We start from the raw sequence: 19,664 nt of genomic DNA, 5'->3' as shown, positions 1-19,664 counted from the left end.
CTGATGAGCAGCACCTCCTACCCGGAAAGCCCGACGGACTGGCGTGGCCGTTTCATTGCCAACCAGGCTGGCGCGCTGGCACGGCATGGCGACATTCGTCTTTCGCTGTGGGCGCCGCCGGGAGAGCTGCCAGCCCATGTGGCTGCCGCGACGACGCCGGCCGATGCGCTATGGCTGGGCCGCCTTTCGCAGCAAGGTGGTATCGCGCACCTGCTACGCACCCGGCGGGCCTTGGCTGTCGGGACTATCCTGACCTTGCTGATGCGGTTGGGCCGCGCTTATCGCCGCCGGCCGGTCGACGTCTTCCACGTCAACTGGCTCCAGAATGCCTTGCCCTTGTGGGGAAGCACAACGCCAGCGCTGATCACCGTGCTGGGCAGTGATTTTGGCCTGCTGCGCCTGCCCGGCATGAAGGCCTTGTTGCGCGCCGTGCTGCGGCAACGCCGCGCGATCCTGGCGCCCAACGCCGAATGGATGCGACCGGCCCTGGAGCAGGCTTTTGGCGACGTGGCCGAGGTCCGTCCGATTGCCTTTGGGGTCGATGACCCCTGGTTTGAGGTGGTGCGCCAGCCTCCGGCAGGCGATACGCGACACTGGCTGGCGGTGACCCGTTTGACCCGTGACAAGATCGGCGACCTGTTCGCCTGGGGCGAAGGGCTTTTTGGGGATGCGCGGCAACTACACCTGTTTGGCCCCATGCAAGAGACGCTCGAGCTTCCCCCATGGGTGCGCTACCACGGCCCCACGCATCCCGCGGACCTGCTGGAAAACTGGTTCCCCCAGGCCTGCGGGCTGATCACCCTGAGCCGCCACGACGAAGGGCGGCCGCAGGTAATGCTGGAGGCCATGGCCGCGGGCCTGCCTGTGCTTGCCTCCGACTTGCCAGCCCATCGCGACATGGTGCAGCATCGCGAAACTGGCTGGCTTGCGGCCAGCCGTGAGGAGCTGTGCCAGGGCCTGGATTGGCTGGAGGACCCGGCGCAGAACCAGGTGACAGGGCAGGCCGCCCGTAGCTGGATCAGGGACTCGATAGGCACCTGGGACGATTGCGCCGGCCGCTACGCCACGGCCTACCGCGACCTTCTGGAGCGCAAGGCGTGAGGCGTGATGGCGTATTGCTGCTGGGCGGGGCCGGCTTTATCGGCAGTGCCTTGGCCAGGCGCTTGCAGCGGGAAAAGAGGCCGGTGCAAATTCTCGGGCGCGGCCAGGAAGCGCAGCTTGAGCATGTGCTGCCCCAGTGCGGCACGGTTGTGCATCTCGCCTGCTCCACCACGCCAGGTGCATCTGCCGATTGCCCGAGCCTGGAACTGGGGAATCTCGCTTTGACCTTGCGTTTGCTGGACTTGCTGAAAAAGCAGCCAGAAACCCATTTGATCTTTTTCTCCTCTGGCGGCACCGTGTACGGCAATCCCCTAAGCCTTCCCGTGACGGAAGACAGCCCGCTCGCGCCGCTGTCCAATCACGGTGCAAGCAAGGCTTCGCAGGAGGCCTTTTGCAACGCGCTCAGGGTCGAGGGACATTCCATTACGATCCTTCGCCCTTCCAATGCCTATGGGCCTGGTCAGGTGATGAAAAGCGGATTCGGTCTTGTGCGTACAGTGCTTGAACACGCTCATGTCGGCACGCCGCTGGAAATCTGGGGCGACGGCGAAAATATTCGCGACTTCATTTACATCGACGACGTCGTTGATGCCACCATGGGCTTCATCAACCTGCCGCAAGATTCCGGCACATACAACCTTGGCAGCGGTGTAGGTTTCAGTGTTAAACAGGTTCAGGGCATTGTCGAAGCGCAATGCGGCAGGGAAATGTCGACAGTTTGCAGGCCAGGAAGAGGCATTGATGTCCGTAGTGTGGTGCTGGACAGCTCACGCCTCAATGCGCGGCTGGGTTGGCAACCGGCGGTGGGATTGCCGGAGGGCATAGCGCGGACCTGGGATTGGTTGAGCGGGCATGAATGACAATCGTCCCCTGATTTCCGTATGCGTTGCCAATTACAACGGTATGGAGGTAATCGACGATTGCCTGCGGTCGGTACTGGCACAGGAGGGCCGCATCCCCGTGGAAATCCTGGTCCACGATGACGCTTCCAGTGACGGATCCGCGGTGTACATTCGGGAAAATTACCCGCAAGTGCGGCTGATTGCCAGCGATGGCAATGTCGGGTTTTGCGTTGCGAATAATCGCATGGTGGCCGAAGCCACTGGCCAATATCTTCTGCTGCTTAACAACGACGCGGCGCTTTATCCGGACGCCTTGCGGACTTTGCTCGCAGAGGCGAGTCGCCTTGACCGGCATGCCATTTTCACTTTGCCTCAATATGATGCCGTGAGTGGTGCGTTGATCGACAGGGGGTGCTTGCTCGATCCCTTTCTCAACCCCATTCCGAACCTGGACCCGGTCCGGCGCGATGTTGCCATGGTGATAGGCGCCTGCTTGTGGATCCCCAATGCATTGTGGGAGGAGTTAGGGGGCTTCCCGGAGTGGTTCGGTAGCATCGGCGAAGACTTGTATCTCTGTTGCCGAGCGCGACTGGCGGGTTATCCTGTCCAAGCCCTGGAGAATTCCGGTTACAGGCACCGAGTTGGCATGAGCTTCGGTGGAGGCAAGGCCGTAGAGGGGCGGTTGGCGACGACCTTCAGGCGGCGGGCATTGTCCGAGCGAAACAAGAGTTTCGTCATGGTGTGCACTTACCCGGCGCCATTTTTCCAACTGATCGTTTTAGTCCATCTGGCCTTGCTGGTACTTGAAGGGTGTGTGCTCGCCCTGATCAAAAGGGACGTTCGGTTGCTTCGGGATATTTACCTGGCCTGCCTGTGGGCCTTGTGGAAAAGGCGCATTGAACTCAATGTCCAGCGATGCCAAGCGCAAGCAGAAAGAAAAATTGGGCGCCTGGCGTTCTTCACGCCTTTCAGCTGGTTTCCCCATAAATTGAGATTACTGGTTCGGTACGGCGTACCCAGGATCGGATGATGGAGACGGGTGCGGAGAACAAAGGCGATTTGGCCAATGCCGCTGGCATGGCTCGACGGCAAACCTAATGGGAAAGCGGCGGCTATTTCACCAGCCATTGCCGAACTCGATGTTGCCAGTGCAGCGGTACACGGCGTATCAGTTTCCCAACCGAGGGATGAGATCGCAGCGTAAGCCCCATACGCAGCATGCGGCCTCGCATGTCAATCACCGCACGTCTGATGAGCGGTAATTTGACGATGGTTTGTGTATCGGCAAAACGGGTAATGGCATGCTGGTAACTTGCCGTTGTCGTAGATGCCCTATCCGTTCTTAAATAGATGGATGCCAAATCAACGCTGGTGTTCTCGGGGCGTCGGGAGAAGAGATGCGGCGGTGTCCCTGAAAGGAAATGAGCCTCTCTTAGGTGGACAAAGAAATTATTCCAATCACCTGGAGATTGATTCCATGGGCATATCCAACTCCATGGCCTGCCAGCCAGGCGCTCCGGAAAGGCTCCCAGATCAGGTGCCACCACGGGCAGTCCGGAAATCAGTGCCGCGCTCAATGTATAGCTGTAGGTTTCCGGCCAAAGAGCGGGAAACCAGATGAGGTCGGGTTTTGCCGCCTTCAACAGCCCCTGAAGCTCATCGTCACGGTAGGCTTGTGATGTCGTTAGCAGGCTTTTTGGTTTTGTAACCAGCTTGCGCAGAGCGTGACCGATCAAATGAAACTCGAGCAATAACCCCCTGCTTTTTGCGTCAAGTGCGACAGACTCCAATAACTCGGCGCCTTTTATCGCGCTTAAAGCGCCAATCACAACGATGCGCAGAGGCTCCGCGGGTGGGACGAGGCAAGGAGCGGGTGTGGGAATTTGCCCCTGCATATCCGCATGGGGTGAAACGATGAGATTGGGAAGACGAAAGTAGCGGTTTAATCGGGCCGCGACATCATGGCTTGGAACAAAAACACGTTCAGCCCCGGCGAGTAGGCTTTCGTAGTGAGATCGCCATGTTCGGATATCACGCTGGTTACTCGGTGCATTCCTCAAGCAGGCGTTGCATCCGTCTTCTGACGGCTCGCCGCAATAGCTATTGCCTGTGCGAGTAAGGGTCACTCTCGGGCAGATCGAAAAATAATCATGAACCGTAAAATCGTATGCGACTGCCAGCGCCTGGGGCAGCCCCTCAATCTGAAGCGGCATGTCCATCAGGTGGTGGAAATGTATTCGGATCACCCGCGCAAGCCTCAAAAAATCAACCAATTCAGACCAGTCGTTGGGTAGCAGGAAGTGCAACCGCAGCGGTTCACCCTCTCTGTTCCAGGAAATCTCAACCTGGCCGTTGAGGCCGGGTGTCAGGCGAAGAAAGTTGACTTCCCTCTTGAACAGGCGAGACAGTTCTTGCTCATGCTTCACCACGCCACCGCCGAGCCGGTGGCTGACCAGCAAAACAACAGGTGCTTCGCTCTTTACCACACGCAGCAAATCAACGCGCTGGCGTAAGCGTTTCGCCGGATCCTTTGAAATGTGCTTTTGAACCAGAACGGGGTATCTTGGATGACGCTCAATAACCAATTCAAGCCCTTTTTGGGCGCGTTCATCTCGCTCATGGGAGAAGCTGACTGATCCGGCGTGGAAGACAAAGGTATCTGCACACAATGCATGTCGCCACCCTTTGGCGGTGGCCCTGAGGCAGAAATCGTTTTCTTCGCCATATCCCTTGCCAAAACGCGCTTCATCAAATAGCCCCGTCTGATCAAGGCAATCACGCCTGATGTACATACAAAAACCAACCGCCGTCGGTATGTCCACAGACTCATTCGCATTGGCCTCACTAAACAATGCATCCAGTGTTTCAACGGAAAACCCATGAGGTATCAAATTATCCGAACAGAATTGAGGATAGCTGCAGATCGTTGCATTGTTGGAGAACGGAGTAACTGTACCGATCTCGGGTGCGGCATAGGCACATCTTTGCAGGCGTTCCAGCCAGCGTGCCGGCACTTCGGTATCGCTATTGAGCAGCACAACATCGGCTTGAGGATGAAGGGCCATGCCGCGGTTGACCGTTGCGACGAAGCCGAGGTTGACCGGGTTGTGCAATAAGGTGACCAAAGGCATCCCGGCGTACTGCTCAAGCAACGGGCGCATTTCCGGCTCGGGAGAGGCGTCATTGATCAGTGTCACAAAAACACGCTCACCCAACCCTGAGGCCATGACGCTTTCCAGGCAGCGGCGTGTTTCATCAAGGCCGCGGTAAATGGGAATGATGACGTTGACGCACGGACGAATTTCGTGGCTGTTCCAAGGCTCGGGCTGGCCATTCTTGTTTGCGTTAGTGAGAGGTGAATGGCTCACAATCTGGGCCCTTGACAAATAGAAGCTTGGATAATATTTTCGGAAATACAAGAGGAAGAAGTAGTAAAGTCCCCGTCATCACATCGCCTTGACTCGCATGTCCTTTTCCGTATCCAGCTGATCGGTGCTGGAAGCTGTTACTTGACGCTTCGAAAAAGCCTGTTCCAGATAAATCGCAAGGGCTTGGTAATGCGCCAGGAGACAGTGGACTTCACGCGTAACAGTTCCTTGTTGAGTTCCGCTTCTCGAACACTGAAGATCTTCGCGAGCCGAATGTATTGCCTATGCTGCGTCAAAACCTGATTGACGCCGATGGCGGCTCCCTTTTCAGAGGACAAGATTCGAGGGTGGGCAAAAAGCGACACCAAATTTTCCCGCAGGTTAAGAAAGCGTTCGGCGAAATCCATGTGTACATCAAGCCTGCCAAGTGAGTCGCGATATCCTTTAACGATCTCATCTGCAATGATTTCAGGTGTTTTTTTGAAGAACCCTCGGCCAGAGAAATTGTTCTGGCTGGCAAGGACGAAATTTTCCTCACTTAGCCAGCCAGGCCCGCCAAAGTGATCGTAGCAATAAACAGGCACCTTCAAGGCAAAACAATAAGGGACGGTCTTGCCAATGGTTATCACCACATCGTAGTTCAAAAGGAGGCCGGGGCTCATCAAGACCGGTGTCCCACCGAGGCCAATATGAGTGATGGCCATGCCCTGTTTTTTTAGAAGAGCTGTTGCTTCCAATACTTCGGAGGGTGGATGATTGCTGATGATTGCCACATGCCTCGCGACAGGGTTGTGAATCTTTTTCCGAGAGTCCCAGTAATCGCCGGGAACGGCATTGGGGAATATGACAAGCTGACTGCTATCCAGTCCCAGTTCTTTTTTGATGTGATTTCCGTTCTCAATGGAGTGGGCGAGCAACAGACCGACCTTGTCTCTGTATTGAGGAACCGCCTCAAGCGGTTCAAAGTGGGAAAGGCTGGAGAAAACAACCGTGCCTGCTTCAATCCTTTGGACCAGGAAGAGCTCATACAAAACCGGGGCGTGGTGAATCCACGCCAAATCGAACTTGAGGCCCTCGACGGCCGATGGCTCTCGAAGCAAGTCAACAATCCGGAGTCCATGCTTCTTGAATTCAAGAGTCATGGGCTCACCTGTCAGCAAGGCGGCAACCGAAACCTCCCAGCCCATGCTGCGCAACTCAATAGCAAGTTCCAGCGTTAGCACTTCCGAGCCGGCATAGCCGACCAGGCTATGACTGGCGACGACGGCACGCTTGACAGGGGTGTTATTCAATTGGAAAAAGCGCTAGTTTTACGCTTCGCTGGCAGGGTAGGTGCAGTTTGGTCTAATGGGACTGCGTTGTTGAAAAGATGGGCGCCCCATTCGAACAGTGGTCTCGAAAAATCAGAGTGCGTATGCACCGCATGCCCTTTTCGCGCCAACCATTTCTGCCCATAGGTTTCGGGTGGGAAATGTTTTATGTAGTAGTCGCAGGTTTCTTCCCATTGGTCGACGGAAATCGCCTTGCCATAATGCTGGCAATAAAAATTCGTGATCACGTGATCGACCCCGGTGGGCTCTCTTGAATCGAGCCCGGAGTATTGAACGGCCGGAAGATTTCTCCACAGCATCAAAATATCTCTTTGTTCAGGACCGAAAAATCGCCGAAAATCTAGTAAGCGTTGTCCGTGCACAAATGGGGTATGGTCCTCGGCTGTCATATACGCATCGAACAGCCGAACCCGTACGCCGTTGTATCTGGCGGCGGATTCGCTGCCGATGAATTCGCGGAGATTGCCCGTTATCCGTTCGTCAGCATCGAAGCAGAGGGCCCAGTCGAAATTCAGTTTTGAGCGTGCAAGCTGGAGCAAAAGTCCTCTGTGCCTTGTCTCGGCCGAGAGACGCGCGATTGTGTCCCTTTCCCACAAGGCATTGCCGATGACCATCGCAACCTTGGGATGATTTAGAAGGATATCGAGCGTACCGTCGGTACTTGCATCGTCATAAGCAACGATGGCATCGACCTGCTCCCCGACATAATCGAGGGTGTCGCCCAAAACAAGAGATTCGTTGCGAACCCGGGTGATTCCCACTAGGCGGTGTGTGCCTTTCAGGAGCGCTTTATTGCCAACCGTAATAGTTTCGGTTTTGCGCAAATGCCATTTTTTACCAAAGCCAAGTATGCGCACAGGCAACCTCTCCTTCCCACCGAGGAATCCCCTTAAGACTGAACTCCTCCACCACTTCGAAAAAAGAGCATCGCTCAAATTCATCGTAAGCGAACATGGCGTCACGGTCGCAAACATTCGCTGAAACCCAATAGTGGCCGGGCATAAATCCGATGCTAGGCAAGCAGAGCTTAATATCCTGCACGGTTTCCGAGAGAAAGATATTGTCGCGGACCGTGTTGAAAATTGCGATCAATTTTCCCTGGTCATTGTGGATCAATACTCCCAAACCGAATTCGGCCGGCGCAGCTGCTGATCCGGGAAACTGCAGCGAAAACCGCAGCACCAAACTGCCGCCTACCTCCAGGCGCTCATTCTCTACGGCGGCCTTTGCAATTGCGATTATCTTGTTGCGCCCAGATCGCTGGCCGTCCTGGTTTCCTTCGAGGAGCGCATGCGAATCTTCTCTTGATTGATTCTTCCTGCGAACGTCTTGATTGGTGTGTGCCTGGTAGGCGGCACACACCGTGGGCGCGTCGCCGCTTTGTATCACTTTACCGCTGTCCAGCCAGATTGCTCGTTGGCAAAAATTCCTGACTGCGGGCATGGAGTGGGTAACGAGAAGAATGGTCGTTCCGGTACTCTGCAAGCTTCTCATTCGCGTGATGGAGCGCTCCTGAAACTCCATGTCCCCCACTGCCAAAGCCTCATCCACAATCAGAACGTCTGGATCGACGTTGACGGCCACAGCGAATGCAAGCCGGACAAACATGCCGCTTGAATAGATCCGCACCGGCTGGTCAATAAATTCACCGATATCCGCGAAGGCCGCGATTTGGTCGAAGCGCTCGTCTATCTCGGTTCTCTTCAGGCCCATCACGGCACCCTGGAAGTAGACATTCTCTCGCCCCGTGAATTCTGGGTTGAAGCCCGCGCCTAGTTCCAGCAATGCTGAAATTCGTCCATTGATCTTCACTGATCCCGCGCTTGGGTTAAGAATGCCACAAATCAGCTGGAGCAGTGTGCTCTTGCCTGATCCGTTGCGACCGATGATGCCGACGGTTTCTCCCTTTTTTATATCAAAAGAGACATCTTTCAGTGCAGTAAATTCACGATGAAAGCGTATTCGTCCGAGCGTAAATGCTTGCTTGATCCGGTCGCCCGGGTGGCCGAAGATGCGGTAGGTTTTGGCCAGGTGGTTGACGGAGATCGCGACATCAGAGTGCATCGGCGAATTCCTCTCGGCTGTGCTGGAAAAAGGCGTATCCCAACACCGACGCACCCAGGCAAACGCCGAGTGCCATGCTCCATGTCCCCCATTCAATCTGCTGGCCGGTGATCAGAGCGCGGGAAGCTTCGATCACTATCCCCAAGGGGTTGTATTCATAGGCGGGGCGCAACGCGGCCGGCACCGCACTGATCGGATAGAACACAGGAGACAAGAACATAAGCATTTGCACGAACACAGGAATAATTTGCGTCATGTCCTTGATGAATACGCCCCATGCTGCCACGAACCACGACAGCCCCAATGCGAGTAACAACACGGGGAGCAACAAAACCGGAAAAAGCACGATCTGGCCATGCAGTCCGCCTGCCCACGCCAGTGCGGCCACCAGTATGAAGAAATTGAATGCGCTATGGACCAGCGCCGCCCCCAAGGGAACGACGGGCAGGATGTGCACCGGAAAGATGATTTTCTTTACAAAACTGGAATAGCCGCGCACAGACACCGGCGCACGGGAAACTGTCTCGGAAAAAATGTTGAAAGTGATCAAACCGCTGTAAAGCAGCAACCAGAACGGCAGGCCGCCACTTTGTTGAGGCCAACGTGTCTGAAAAATCTGACCGAAGATGAAGGCGAAGATCGCCAGCATCAACAGCGGGCTGAGGAAAATCCACAACACGCCGAACATCGCGCCCCTGTAGCGCAGCAGCACGTCCCTTTTAATCAGCTGGCCGAGAAGGTAACGGTGGCGCCAGATATCGGAAATGATCCGCAGGGGGTTTAAAACAACCGTGCTCATGGCTTGGCAGGCGCCCCATAGGCTGGCGTACTAAAGCCAGCTTGAGTGACATCGGGTCGCGCTTGTTCACGGAGGTGGTGCATATTTTTCGGTGATGGCTGGCTGTACCGGCGCGAGAGGCCTTGTTCGTACGCCTTCAAGGCGTAACGACACGATGCTAACGCATGGAAGCCTGAAAAAGGCGGTACTGTCATGCTTCGGGCGTCTTGCCGGTGCGACTGGGCGGACCAGCGGCTGGGGCGCGCTGATTTGTCGTCCTCGCCAACCGCTGGGACGAGGCAAATCCCTGGTCGCCCGGATCAGTTAACCTCGCAAACTCCGGTCTTCTTCTCTTGAACCCTATGAGTGACTGCTTCGAGTTTTCCGGCACCCCACGTCCATGCAATTGATCGCCTCTTTTTTTCTGGCACTGCCCTGGCTCAATCCGCTCGCGCCCGGCCCCTCGCCCGGCGTTGTGCCCTGGCTTGTGTCGCTCGCCGCGGCTGCGGCGCTGGTGTTTATGGCCTCGTTGCGCGCCATTCCGGGCCATGCGACCGGTGATGCCTCTTTTGCCCAGCGCTGGGTGGCGCCGGCGGCATGGGCCTGGCTGATCGCCGGCCTGGTCAGCAGCTTGATAGGCCTGCTGCAATACTTCGGCGCGACGGCTGCGCTGGGGGCGTGGGTGAGCCAGACGGCGGCGCCCGGGGAGGCGTTTGCCAACCTTCGCCAGCGCAACCAGTTTGCCAGCCTGACCAACATTGCCCTGGCGGCTCTGCTCTGGTTCGCCAGCCGGCGCGATGCGGCGGGACCTCGCCAGTGGTGGCTGTTTCTGGGCGCCGGCCTGCTGGCGGCCGGTAATGCCGCGTCTTCCTCGCGCGCGGGCCTGCTGGAACTGGTAGTGCTCTGCGGCCTGGCCGGGGTGTGGGGCCTGTGGCGCAGGCCTCTTGTGTTGCGCCTTCTGGTCACGGCGGTGCTGGCCTATGCCGTGGCGACGCTGGCACTGCCGTGGCTGCTGGGACTGGACCCGGCGGCGCACGGCATGCTGGCCCGGCTGCGGGGCGGCGAGCTGGCCTGCGCGAGCCGCAAAGTGCTGTGGTCGAACGTGCTGGACCTGATCGCGCAGAGGCCTTGGTTGGGGTGGGGCTGGGGCGAGCTGGACTATGCGCACTACGCCACTTTGTATGCCGGGCCGCGGTTCTGCGACATTCTGGACAACGCCCATAACCTGCCCCTGCACCTGGCGGTTGAACTGGGCATTCCGGTGGCGTTGCTGGCGTGCGGCCTGGGGACGTGGTGGGCGTTGCGGCAGCGGCCCTGGCGCGAGACGGATCCCGTGCGCCAGCTCGCCTGGGGCGTGCTGGCGGTGATCCTGCTGCACAGCCTGCTGGAGTATCCGCTGTGGTACGGCCCGTTTCAGATTGCTTTCGGCCTGTGCGTTGGCCTGCTGTGGCGGACCAGCTCGGGAACGCCGGGGCCTGGCGCGGCCACCCGGGCGCCTGTGGTCAGGCGGCTGCTGGCCGCGGTGGCGATGGGGTGTTGCGCCTACGCTGCGTGGGACTACCACCGTGTCAGCCAGATCTACCTGGCGCCACCGGATCGTGATGCCGCTTACCGCGAGGGCACCCTCGCCAAGATCGGGGACTCCTGGCTGTTCCGCAACCAGGTCCGTTTTGCTGAGCTGGCGCTGACTCCCCTGACACGCGACAACGCCCGCTGGACCTTCAACACGGCGACGGCCTTGCTGCACTATTCGCCCGAGCCGGTGGTGATTGAAAAAGTGATTGAAAGCGCCGTGATGCTGAATCTGGACGATGAGGCATTGGCGCACCTGGCGCGTTACCGGGCGGCTTTTCCGAAGGAGCATGCGCGCTGGGCCGCGGCAAAGGCCGGCCCGCTTCCAGGCATTGAGCGCCTGCCCTAGAGCGGCTCAGGGGTTGGTGAAACTGCCGGATTTACCGCCGTGCTTCTCGAGCAGTTTCACGTCGGTGATGGTCATGGCGCGGTCGGCCGCCTTGCACATGTCGTAAATTGTCAACAGCGCCACCTGCACCGCGGTGAGCGCCTCCATTTCCACCCCCGTCGGGCCGACGGTTTCCACGGTGGCCCGGCAGGCGACGCTGGAATCGCTCTCCTGCGGCAGGAAATCGATGGCCACGCGGGTCAAGGCGAGCGGATGGCACAGGGGGATCAGCTCGCTGGTTTTTTTGGCGGCCATGATGCCGGCGACGCGTGCGATGCCCAGCACGTCCCCTTTTTTTGCGCTGCCCTGCAGAATGATGGACAGTGTCGCTGGATTCATTACGATACGGCCCTGCGCAATGGCGACACGGTGTGTGGCCGCCTTGCCCGCCACGTCAACCATATGGGCCTGGCCTTGGCCGTCAAAGTGGGTGAGTGCGGGAGGGGAGGCCATGCTTTTACGAAACCTTTACAACGGGCCCTCATCATAAGACCATGTTTGTGACTCAAAGTCCTCTCCAGAGCCGTCTGCTGGCGGCGGGTGTGCATTTTGGTATCAGCGTAGCGATTGCGGCCCTCGCGGCCACGCTGGTTTTTTTTGTCTGGTACCCCTATCCTTACCGGGAAATCTCGGGCGGCCGCGAATTGTTCATGATCGTGGTGGCCGTCGACGTGGTCATGGGGCCTTTGCTGACATTGGCGGTGTTTAACGTCAAAAAGGCCACCAAGGTCTTGCGCCGCGACCTGGTGGTGATCGGCTTGTTCCAGCTGGCTGCGCTGGCCTACGGCTTATGGACGGTTGCCGTGGTGCGGCCCGTGCACCTGGTGTTTGAAATAGACCGTTTCAGGGCTGTTCATGCCATTGAGGTACCCAGGGACGAACTGGGCCGGGCACCGGCGGGGCTGGGCACGCTGCCGCTGACGGGGCCGACGCTGCTCTCGGTGCGTGATTTCAAGGACGACAAGGAGCGCTCCGATATCACTTTTGAGGCTTTGGCGGGTTTGCCGCTGGGCGCGCGCCCCGGGTTCTGGCAGCGTTACGATCAGGGCAAGCCCCAGGTTCTGGCGCGTGCCCGGCCGCTGGAGGAGCTTAAAAAGCGTTTTCCGGACAGGGTCAGTGAAATTGACGCCGCGCTGAAATTGGCCTCCGGCGGGAACGGCAAGGTCGGATCCCTAGGCTACATCCCCATGGTGGGGCGGAAAACATTCTGGACGGTCCTGGTGGACGCCAACACCGCAGAGGTTATTGCTTTTGTACCCATTGATTCGTTCTAAACACAAGCAGCCGCCAAGGCAAGGCCGCGTTTTAGGCCGGTTGGCGCTGGGTGTTCTCGCGTGGGTGGCTTTGGCCAACTTCTCTCTCGCCCAGGCGCCCGCCAGTGCGCCCGGCGTCACGACGGGCTCCCTGCCTTCGCTGGGTGAAACCTCCGAACTGGCCGCCGCGGCGGAGCGCCGTATCGGCGACCGCATCGCCGCCAGTATTTACCGGGACCCGGACTACATCGATGACCCGGTGCTGGTCGACTACGTGCAAAGCCTCTGGCTGCCGCTGATAGCCGCCGCCCGCGCGCGCGGTGAATTGCACGTGGAGCTTGAAGAACGCTTTGCCTGGCAGGTGTTCCTGATCCGGGACCGCAGCATCAATGCCTTCGCCCTGCCCGGCGGCTACTTCGGGGTGCACCTGGGCCTGATTGCGGCGGTCGGCAGCGCGGACGAAATGGCCGCCGTGCTCGGCCATGAAATCAGCCACGTCACGCAGCGGCACATCTCGCGCATGCTGACGCAGCAGTCGCGCCAGACGCCGTGGATGATCGCCGCCATGGTTCTGGGCGCCTTGGCGGCCGGAAAAAACGGCGATGCCGCCAGCGCCGCCATCGTGGGCGGCCAGGCGGTGGCGGTGCAAAACCAGCTCAATTTTTCCAGGGACATGGAAAGGGAAGCGGACCGCATCGGTTTCGGCGTCATGACCGACGCCGGTTTTGAAAGCCGCGGCGTGACCGCCATGTTCGAAAAGCTGCAGCAGGCCTCGCGCCTGAACGACAACGGCTCCTTTCCCTACCTGCGCTCCCACCCGCTGACGACCGAACGGATTGCCGCGGCGCAGGCGCGCGTGCAACTGGCCTCGATGGAGGCCGAAAAGCCTTCGCGTGAAAAACTGGTCGAAGCCGGCAAGGCCCGTGTGCTGCACGCCATGATGGCCTCGCGCGCGCGCATCCTGGCCGCGCCGGGCGTGGATGCGCTGCGGTCCATGGTGGCGGAGGCCCAGCGGCGCACTTCGCCACTGGTCATGCAGGCACCGGCCTCGGCGGACAACGTGCGCGATGTCGGTGTTGTGTACGCGGGCGCTTATGCGGCGGCGCAGCTGCGCGATTTTGCGGGCGCCAGAACCTTTCTGGCAAAACTCAGGCCGTTTGTTGCGGAGGTGCCGCAAGCGGCCGGCGCGGCGGACCTGCTGGCCGTCGACATCGACCTGCTGGCCGGCGTCGTCCCGGCCACGGCAGCAAGCGTCGATATTTCAAAAGCGACGTCGCGCGCGGAGGTCCTGACCCAGGCCCGTTCGCTGCTGGCGGCGCAGCGGGCCCAGGACGTGTCCAGCCGGCTGCAGACCTGGGTGGCGGCCCATCCCAAGGATGCGACCGCCTGGCAGCTGCTCGCCGTGGCTTACGGCAACCAGAACCAGAATGTGCGGGCGATTCGCGCCGATGCGGAAAGCCGGGCGGCGCAGCTGGACTATCCGGCGGCGCTGGATCGCTTCAAGGCAGCGCAGGGCCTGATGCGCAGCAACCCCGGCAGCGCTGATTACGTGGAGGGTTCCATCCTCGACACGCGAACACGCCAGACCGAATCACTTATCAAGGAACAGGCGCTCCAGGACAAAGTCGATCACTAGCTGCAACACCGAATAAATCAGCGAGCCTATCAGTGCGGCGCCGAAGCCGGCGACGTTCAGGCTGCTGGTGAGGCTGGCCGCGGCCCAGAACATGAGCGCGTTGACGACAAAAAGGAAAAGCCCCAGCGTCACCAGCGTCACGGGCAGCGTCAGCAGCACGAGGATGGGGCGCACCACCATGTTGAGCGCGCCCAGCACGGCGGCCGCAATCAGCGCACCGGTAAAGCTGCTCACCGCCACACCCGAATAAAGGTACGCGACCGCCAGCAGGGCGGCCGCACTGAAAAGCCATTTGAGGAGGAGTTTCATGGCTGAAGAATACCATCGGTCGCCCAAAAAAATGCGCCCCTGGGGGCGCATTGACAACGGGTGGCGGGCGCTTGTCAGTCGGTCGCCACCAGCAATCCGGCACTTGCCAGCGCCGTGGCATAGCCCAGCACGCCGTGGCTTTCCTGGGCCTGCGAAGCCGTCACGGGCTGCATGTCCTGGCCGAACTTCGGCCGGCGCGCATCCAGCACGCGCGCGGCGCCGTGCTGTTTGATCAGGGATTCGGTCTGGGTGATCAAGGTGGTTTGCGCCAGCTGGGTCAGCACCGTGTCACCCTCTTTTTCCAGCACGGGCATCAGTTGGGCGAAGACTTTTTCCGCCCACTTGCCGCGCCAGCTTTCGCGCGCGCTGTGCGTCACCCATTTGCTGACGCGGTGCGTCACCCGGGGTGCGCAACCGACCACGATCCAGCGGGTGGGGTTGCGGGCGCCGCCGGCCGGCAGCATGGGTTGCAGCATCTGCAGGGCATATGCGGCGTCGTCAACGTACACGATGATGTTGTCCATGAAGTTCTCCTTGAGTTGTCGTCGTTTTAGAAAGCTTGCTGGTGACAGGTTGCCGGTTTCAGTGGGGGATCAGGTCTGCGTCGCCGGTCGAGCGGTTGCGCCGGGTGGCCCACCAGCCCGCACCCAGCACGCCGGCCACCGCCGCCGCGTAGGTGATCCACTGGGCGGCGGTATGCAGGTTGGCGGCGGAGGGTAAGGCCCCGGGGCCGCCGTAAATCGGGTCGAGCAGCTGTTCGCTTATCACCATCTTGGCGGCGGTGAAGGCCAGCACGGCGGCGCCCAGGTTGATGATGATGGGGAAGCGCTCCACCAGCTTGAGCACCATGGTGCTGCCGAAGACAACAATGGGGATGCTCACCAGCAGGCCGATGACGACCAGGTCAAAGGAGCCGTGCGCCGCACCGGCGACGCCCAGCACGTTGTCGATGCCCATCAGGGCGTCGGCCACCACAATGGTTTTCATGGCGCCCCAGAAGGTGCTGGCGACGGGGCCGTCGTGTTCCTTGTCACCTTGGTCGGCCAGCAGCTTGTAGGCGATCCACAGCAGCCCCAGGCCGCCTACCAGCATCAGGCCGGGGATTTTCAGCAGCCACACCACGCCGACGGTCATGGCGGAGCGGACCACGATGGCGCCCACGGTGCCCCAGACGATGGCTTTTTTCTGCAGGTGGGACGGCAGGTTCCGCGCGGCCAGGGCGATCACGATGGCGTTGTCGCCGGCGAGCACCAGATCAATGAGGATGATCGCCAAAAGGGCGGACCACCAGGGGGCAGTAAATAATTCCAAGCTCACACTCCATGTCAAGTTTCGACTTGGAAATCCGAATGAACGGACTTCCGGATTCGTGAAACCGGAAAAGGCCTGTGAGTGGGTTCGGCTGGGATAAATTTATGCCGCGAACGCCTCGATCAAACCTGTTCAGGTTTCAATCGAAGGTCTGGCTCGACATGCAGTGTCGCTGCATGCCCAACAAGCCGGAAGTGTGAACTTCGTAATGACGACTTGTTGTTAGCGATTTTGCTGTGGTGTCTGTTATCGAATATTGCAGCAAAACGAGGGAGTTACTCCCCTTCGTCCGGATATTTGACAATAAAAATGGATTTTTTGCAAGCCGGCGAAATATTCCCCGATCGCGGCCAAATCCGCGCAGGAAAAGCTATTTTGCCGTCTACCCGATAATGAACGGCCCGGCTCTGCGGCTTCGCGCATCCTTCTCTTTTGGCGCGGCCAGCCACCTAATTTGGTACTTCATTTCCCATGCCCGGCATCCACATCACCGATATCGAAGCCGCCATCAATTACTGGCGCGACAAAAAGCCCTCGCCCGACGGCGTGACGCTGGCGCCCGAACTGCGCGCGCTGGCCGAGGTCTATGCGCTCCTGGTTTTTTACCATGAGGACGAGGCCGACGAAAAAACCTTCCCGCCCAAGGCGCTTGCCGCCTGGCGCACCTGGTACGACACGACAGCCGACACGCCCTGCATCGCGATCTGTTCGACCAGCCAGGGCGACGCCCTGTGCAAGGGCTGCGGCCGCACTTTCGATGAGGTGCAGCGCTGGCCCGAAATGACGCCCGGTGAAAAGCGCACCACTTGGCGGCGCATCACGCAGGAGGCGACGGCCTGGCGTTTTGGCCGCTATGCGGACCGGGCGCTGGAAGGCAAGACGCCGGCCTCCTCCGACGAGACGTCCTGAACTTTCAGCTATCAATTTGGTAGCAATCAGCGGCGGGGCGGGCTACACTGACCCTATGCTCAGACTGGCCCGCGCTCCCAATATCGCCATTGCCGCGCTGTGGGTGGGCGCCTTGCAGCAGGCCGGTTTTTCGGCCAGCGTGCAGCGTTACTTCCTGGGCAGCGTGGCCGGCGAACTGCCGCCCGACCAATGCCTGCCCGAAGTCTGGCTCACGCACGACCATGAGGAGGCGGGTGCGAAGGAGTTGCTGCACGGCCTGCAGAACATGCCGCAGCGGCGCTGGCTGTGCGCCTGCGGCGAGACGGTGGAGGGCGGGTTTGAGCAGTGCTGGAACTGCGGCGCCAACATGCCGACTTGAAGAGGGGGCACAACCAGCAGGGGCCGCGGGACTGGCTTTGCCAGACCGCAGGCGCCGCTCCCTGGGAGGGGGGGACAGGCTACACGCAGTGAGCCTGGACGGGGGTTAAACGCGCTTTGCCAACTCGGCCGCCAGGCCGACGTAGCTGCCCGGCGTCATGGCCAGCAAGCGGGATTTTTCCGCTTCGGGAATTTCCAGCGAGCGGATCAGCGTATGCAGGTCTTCGGCTTTCACGGTTTTGCCGCGTGTGACTTCCTTGAGCTTTTCATAGGCGCCCTGCACGCCGTAGCGACGCATGACGGTCTGTATCGGTTCGGCCAGCACTTCCCAGGAGCTGTTGAGGTCGTCGCTGAGCGCTTCGCGGTTCAGCTCGAGCTTGTTCAGACCCACGCTCAGGGAGTTGTAGGCCAGCACGGCGTAGCCCAGCGCTACGCCCATGTTGCGCAGCACAGTCGAGTCGGTCAGGTCGCGCTGCCAGCGGGAGATCGGCAGCTTTTCACTCATGTGGCGCAGCAGCGCATTGGCCAGTCCCAGGTTACCTTCGGCGTTTTCAAAGTCAATGGGGTTGACTTTGTGCGGCATGGTGGACGAGCCGATCTCGCCGTCCTTCAAGCGCTGCTTGAAGTAACCCACGCTGACGTAGCCCCAGATGTCGCGGGCCAGGTCGATCAGGATGGTGTTGACGCGAGCCACCGCGTCGAACAGTTCGGCCATGTAATCGTGCGGCTCGATCTGGATGCTGTAGGGCTGGAAGGTCAGGCCCAGGCCCAGCGGCTCGGGGGTTTCGATCACGCTGCGGCTGAAGGCCTCCCAGTCGAAGTCGGGCCAGGCCGAGAGGTGAGCGTTGTAGTTGCCCACGGCGCCGTTCATCTTGCCCATCAGCTTGACGGCGGCGATTTTTTCGCGCGCATTGGCCAGGCGCACCACGACGTTGGCGATCTCCTTGCCGACCGTGGTCGGGCTGGCGGTCTGGCCGTGCGTGCGGCTGAGCATGGGCTCGGCGGCAAACAGATGGGCCATGTCGCGCAATTGGGCAATCACCTTGTCGAGCGCCGGCAGCACGACCAGGTCGCGGCCGCTTTTGAGCTGCAGCGCGTGGCTGGTGTTGTTGATGTCCTCGCTGGTGCAGGCGAAGTGCACAAATTCGCTGGCGCCCTTGAGCTCAGGCCTGGCCTCGAATTTGGACTTGATCCAGTATTCGACGGCTTTCACATCGTGGTTGGTGGTTTTTTCAATCTCCTTGATGGCCGCGGCGTCGGCTTCGGAGAAATTCTTGACCAGGCCCAGCAAATAGGTCCGGGCGCCGGGGCTCAGCGGCTTGAATTCGGCGAATTTTGCGTCGGACAGCGCGATGAACCAAGCCACCTCCACCTGGACGCGGCGGTGCATATAGCCCTGCTCGGACATCAAGGGGCGTAATTGGGCGAGTTTGCCGGCGTAGCGGCCATCCAGCGGGGAGATGGCGTTGATGGTGGAAAACGGGGTGGAAGAGCTCATCCTCCAATTGTAGGGGCGCGCCCCAGGCCGGCTGGCGGGACTGTCCAGATTTGCGACGTTTGGGGGGACCTGTCAGCCGGGGGCTGGGCTTACTCGATAGAATGCACTTCCCTCGGACCACGATCTCACACCATCATGAAACTCATTGGCTCCGCCACCAGCCCCTATGTGCGCAAAGTGCGCATAGTGATGGCCGAGAAAAAGCTCGACTTCCAGTTCATCCTGGAAGATGTCTGGGCGGCGAACACCACCATCGGCGCGTCCAACCCCCTGGGCAAGGTGCCTTGCCTGGTCATGGAAGGCGGCGAAGCCGTGTTCGATTCGCGCGTGATCGTCGAATACCTGGACACCCTGTCGCCCGTCGGCAAGCTGATTCCCTCCCAGGGCCGCGAGCGCGCCGAAGTCAAGACCTGGGAAGCCCTGGCCGACGGTCTGGTCGACGCCGCCATCCTCGCGCGTCTGGAGGCTACCTGGAGTGGCCGCGGCGCCAAGCAGCGCAGCGACGCCTGGATTGACCGGCAGATGGGCAAGATAGACGCCACCCTCAAGGCCATGAGCACCGGCTTGGGCGACAAGGCGTTCTGCAGCGGTATCCACTTCAGCCTCTCGGACGTGGCGGTTGGCTGTGCGCTGGGCTATCTCGACCTGCGTTTCACCCAGGTCAACTGGCGCGAACTCTATCCCAACCTGACCCGGCTGCAGGACAAGCTCATGCAGCGCACCAGCTTCGCGGAAACGATCCCGCCGGGCTGAGTTCCCGTGGGGGTTGATCAATGCGGAGGCCCGAGCCGAGGCGAATAGCCAGCTCCGGGTAGGCTCTGTATCGCAGCAAACCGGCAATGCTGGAATCCGGTAACCCCGGAAGGCAAAGGCGCGCCGCTCATGGGCGGCGCCTTGCCGGCTGGAATATAAAAATGCTGCGAAGCGCCCCGGCGCGAACGAGGGAG

General features: G+C 60.0%; 19 protein-coding genes. 9 read left to right on the top strand and 10 right to left on the bottom strand.

The window, feature by feature from the left end; genetic code table 11:
* Positions 1-3 precede the first annotated feature (3 nt).
* The 3 genes from ACSQ27_RS19865 to ACSQ27_RS19855 are packed head-to-tail and all read left to right on the top strand — an operon-like array spanning position 4 to position 2,973.
* Complete coding sequence (locus ACSQ27_RS19865; protein ID WP_436157204.1) at positions 4-1,101, top strand: glycosyltransferase family 4 protein; 1,098 nt, start codon at positions 4-6, stop codon at positions 1,099-1,101.
* Entirely contained in the window at positions 1,098-1,961 is an 864-nt protein-coding gene (locus tag ACSQ27_RS19860; RefSeq protein ID WP_436157203.1) for an NAD-dependent epimerase/dehydratase family protein, read from the top strand. Before ACSQ27_RS19865 ends, ACSQ27_RS19860 begins: the two co-directional genes overlap by 4 nt.
* Complete coding sequence (locus ACSQ27_RS19855) at positions 1,954-2,973, top strand: glycosyltransferase family 2 protein (protein WP_436157202.1); 1,020 nt, start codon at positions 1,954-1,956, stop codon at positions 2,971-2,973. The genes ACSQ27_RS19860 and ACSQ27_RS19855 overlap by 8 nt, the downstream gene beginning before the upstream one ends.
* An 82-nt stretch (positions 2,974-3,055) precedes the next feature.
* Here the strand turns inward: ACSQ27_RS19855 and ACSQ27_RS19850 are convergent, their stop codons facing one another.
* The 5 genes from ACSQ27_RS19850 to ACSQ27_RS19830 all read right to left on the bottom strand — a co-directional run bounded on the left by ACSQ27_RS19850 (position 3,056) and on the right by ACSQ27_RS19830 (position 9,505).
* Positions 3,056-5,362 carry a glycosyltransferase gene (locus tag ACSQ27_RS19850; protein WP_436157201.1) on the bottom strand — a complete coding sequence of 769 codons (2,307 nt, stop codon included), beginning with the start codon at positions 5,360-5,362 and terminating at the stop codon, positions 3,056-3,058.
* Between the two features lie 86 nt (positions 5,363-5,448).
* Positions 5,449-6,603 (bottom strand): hypothetical protein, encoded by a 1,155-nt coding sequence (locus ACSQ27_RS19845; RefSeq protein WP_436157200.1) that lies wholly within the window; start codon positions 6,601-6,603, stop codon positions 5,449-5,451.
* Positions 6,600-7,499, bottom strand: a complete 900-nt coding sequence (locus tag ACSQ27_RS19840; protein ID WP_436157199.1) for a glycosyltransferase family 2 protein — start codon at positions 7,497-7,499, stop codon at positions 6,600-6,602. Before ACSQ27_RS19840 ends, ACSQ27_RS19845 begins: the two co-directional genes overlap by 4 nt.
* A complete protein-coding gene (locus ACSQ27_RS19835; protein ID WP_436157198.1) occupies positions 7,477-8,706 on the bottom strand; it encodes an ABC transporter ATP-binding protein in 1,230 nt (409 codons plus the stop codon). Before ACSQ27_RS19835 ends, ACSQ27_RS19840 begins: the two co-directional genes overlap by 23 nt.
* Positions 8,696-9,505, bottom strand: a complete 810-nt coding sequence (locus ACSQ27_RS19830) for an ABC transporter permease (RefSeq protein ID WP_436157197.1) — start codon at positions 9,503-9,505, stop codon at positions 8,696-8,698. Before ACSQ27_RS19830 ends, ACSQ27_RS19835 begins: the two co-directional genes overlap by 11 nt.
* 379 nt (positions 9,506-9,884) lie before the next feature.
* Between ACSQ27_RS19830 and ACSQ27_RS19825 the strand changes: the two genes are divergently transcribed.
* A complete protein-coding gene (locus tag ACSQ27_RS19825) occupies positions 9,885-11,405 on the top strand; it encodes a PglL family O-oligosaccharyltransferase (protein ID WP_436157196.1) in 1,521 nt (506 codons plus the stop codon).
* Positions 11,406-11,411: 6 nt separating this feature from the next.
* Here ACSQ27_RS19825 and moaC read toward each other — a convergent pair whose 3' ends face one another.
* A complete protein-coding gene (moaC, locus tag ACSQ27_RS19820) occupies positions 11,412-11,897 on the bottom strand; it encodes a cyclic pyranopterin monophosphate synthase MoaC (RefSeq protein WP_436157195.1) in 486 nt (161 codons plus the stop codon).
* A gap of 41 nt (positions 11,898-11,938) precedes the next feature.
* On the opposite strand from moaC, the gene tfpZ reads away from it, so the two are divergent.
* Both tfpZ and ACSQ27_RS19810 read left to right on the top strand, forming a co-directional pair.
* Positions 11,939-12,718, top strand: coding sequence for a TfpX/TfpZ family type IV pilin accessory protein (tfpZ, locus tag ACSQ27_RS19815; protein ID WP_436157194.1), 780 nt, complete (start codon positions 11,939-11,941; stop codon positions 12,716-12,718).
* 64 nt (positions 12,719-12,782) lie between these two features.
* Positions 12,783-14,333 (top strand): M48 family metalloprotease, encoded by a 1,551-nt coding sequence (locus tag ACSQ27_RS19810; protein ID WP_436157193.1) that lies wholly within the window; start codon positions 12,783-12,785, stop codon positions 14,331-14,333.
* Here the strand turns inward: ACSQ27_RS19810 and ACSQ27_RS19805 are convergent.
* The 3 genes from ACSQ27_RS19805 to ACSQ27_RS19795 form a co-directional block, all read right to left on the bottom strand.
* Positions 14,289-14,642 (bottom strand): phage holin family protein, encoded by a 354-nt coding sequence (locus tag ACSQ27_RS19805; RefSeq protein WP_436157192.1) that lies wholly within the window; start codon positions 14,640-14,642, stop codon positions 14,289-14,291. The two genes, ACSQ27_RS19810 and ACSQ27_RS19805, sit on opposite strands and share 45 nt — an antisense overlap.
* 74 nt (positions 14,643-14,716) lie before the next feature.
* On the bottom strand, positions 14,717-15,166 hold the full coding sequence (locus ACSQ27_RS19800; protein ID WP_436157191.1) for a hypothetical protein: 450 nt from the start codon (positions 15,164-15,166) through the stop codon (positions 14,717-14,719).
* 58 nt (positions 15,167-15,224) lie between these two features.
* Positions 15,225-15,953, bottom strand: a complete 729-nt coding sequence (locus ACSQ27_RS19795; RefSeq protein ID WP_436157190.1) for a TerC family protein — start codon at positions 15,951-15,953, stop codon at positions 15,225-15,227.
* A gap of 471 nt (positions 15,954-16,424) precedes the next feature.
* Between ACSQ27_RS19795 and ACSQ27_RS19790 the strand changes: the two genes are divergently transcribed.
* Positions 16,425-16,862 carry a DUF3717 domain-containing protein gene (locus ACSQ27_RS19790; protein ID WP_436157189.1) on the top strand — a complete coding sequence of 146 codons (438 nt, stop codon included), beginning with the start codon at positions 16,425-16,427 and terminating at the stop codon, positions 16,860-16,862.
* Positions 16,863-16,917: 55 nt separating this feature from the next.
* Positions 16,918-17,220 carry a DUF2007 domain-containing protein gene (locus ACSQ27_RS19785; RefSeq protein WP_436157188.1) on the top strand — a complete coding sequence of 101 codons (303 nt, stop codon included), beginning with the start codon at positions 16,918-16,920 and terminating at the stop codon, positions 17,218-17,220.
* A gap of 105 nt (positions 17,221-17,325) precedes the next feature.
* Here the strand turns inward: ACSQ27_RS19785 and purB are convergent, their stop codons facing one another.
* Positions 17,326-18,717 carry an adenylosuccinate lyase gene (gene purB / locus ACSQ27_RS19780; RefSeq protein ID WP_436157187.1) on the bottom strand — a complete coding sequence of 464 codons (1,392 nt, stop codon included), beginning with the start codon at positions 18,715-18,717 and terminating at the stop codon, positions 17,326-17,328.
* A gap of 135 nt (positions 18,718-18,852) precedes the next feature.
* On the opposite strand from purB, the gene ACSQ27_RS19775 reads away from it, so the two are divergent.
* Positions 18,853-19,470, top strand: coding sequence for a glutathione S-transferase N-terminal domain-containing protein (locus ACSQ27_RS19775; protein WP_436157186.1), 618 nt, complete (start codon positions 18,853-18,855; stop codon positions 19,468-19,470).
* The last annotated feature ends 194 nt before the right edge of the window (positions 19,471-19,664 follow it).

The organism is Polaromonas sp. LjRoot131 (assembly GCF_964252805.1).
In the GTDB taxonomy this organism is placed as follows: Bacteria; Pseudomonadota; Gammaproteobacteria; order Burkholderiales; family Burkholderiaceae_C; genus Polaromonas.
The sequence above is the reverse complement of the archived record's forward strand: the minus strand, read 5'-3'. Positions and strand labels throughout refer to the sequence as shown.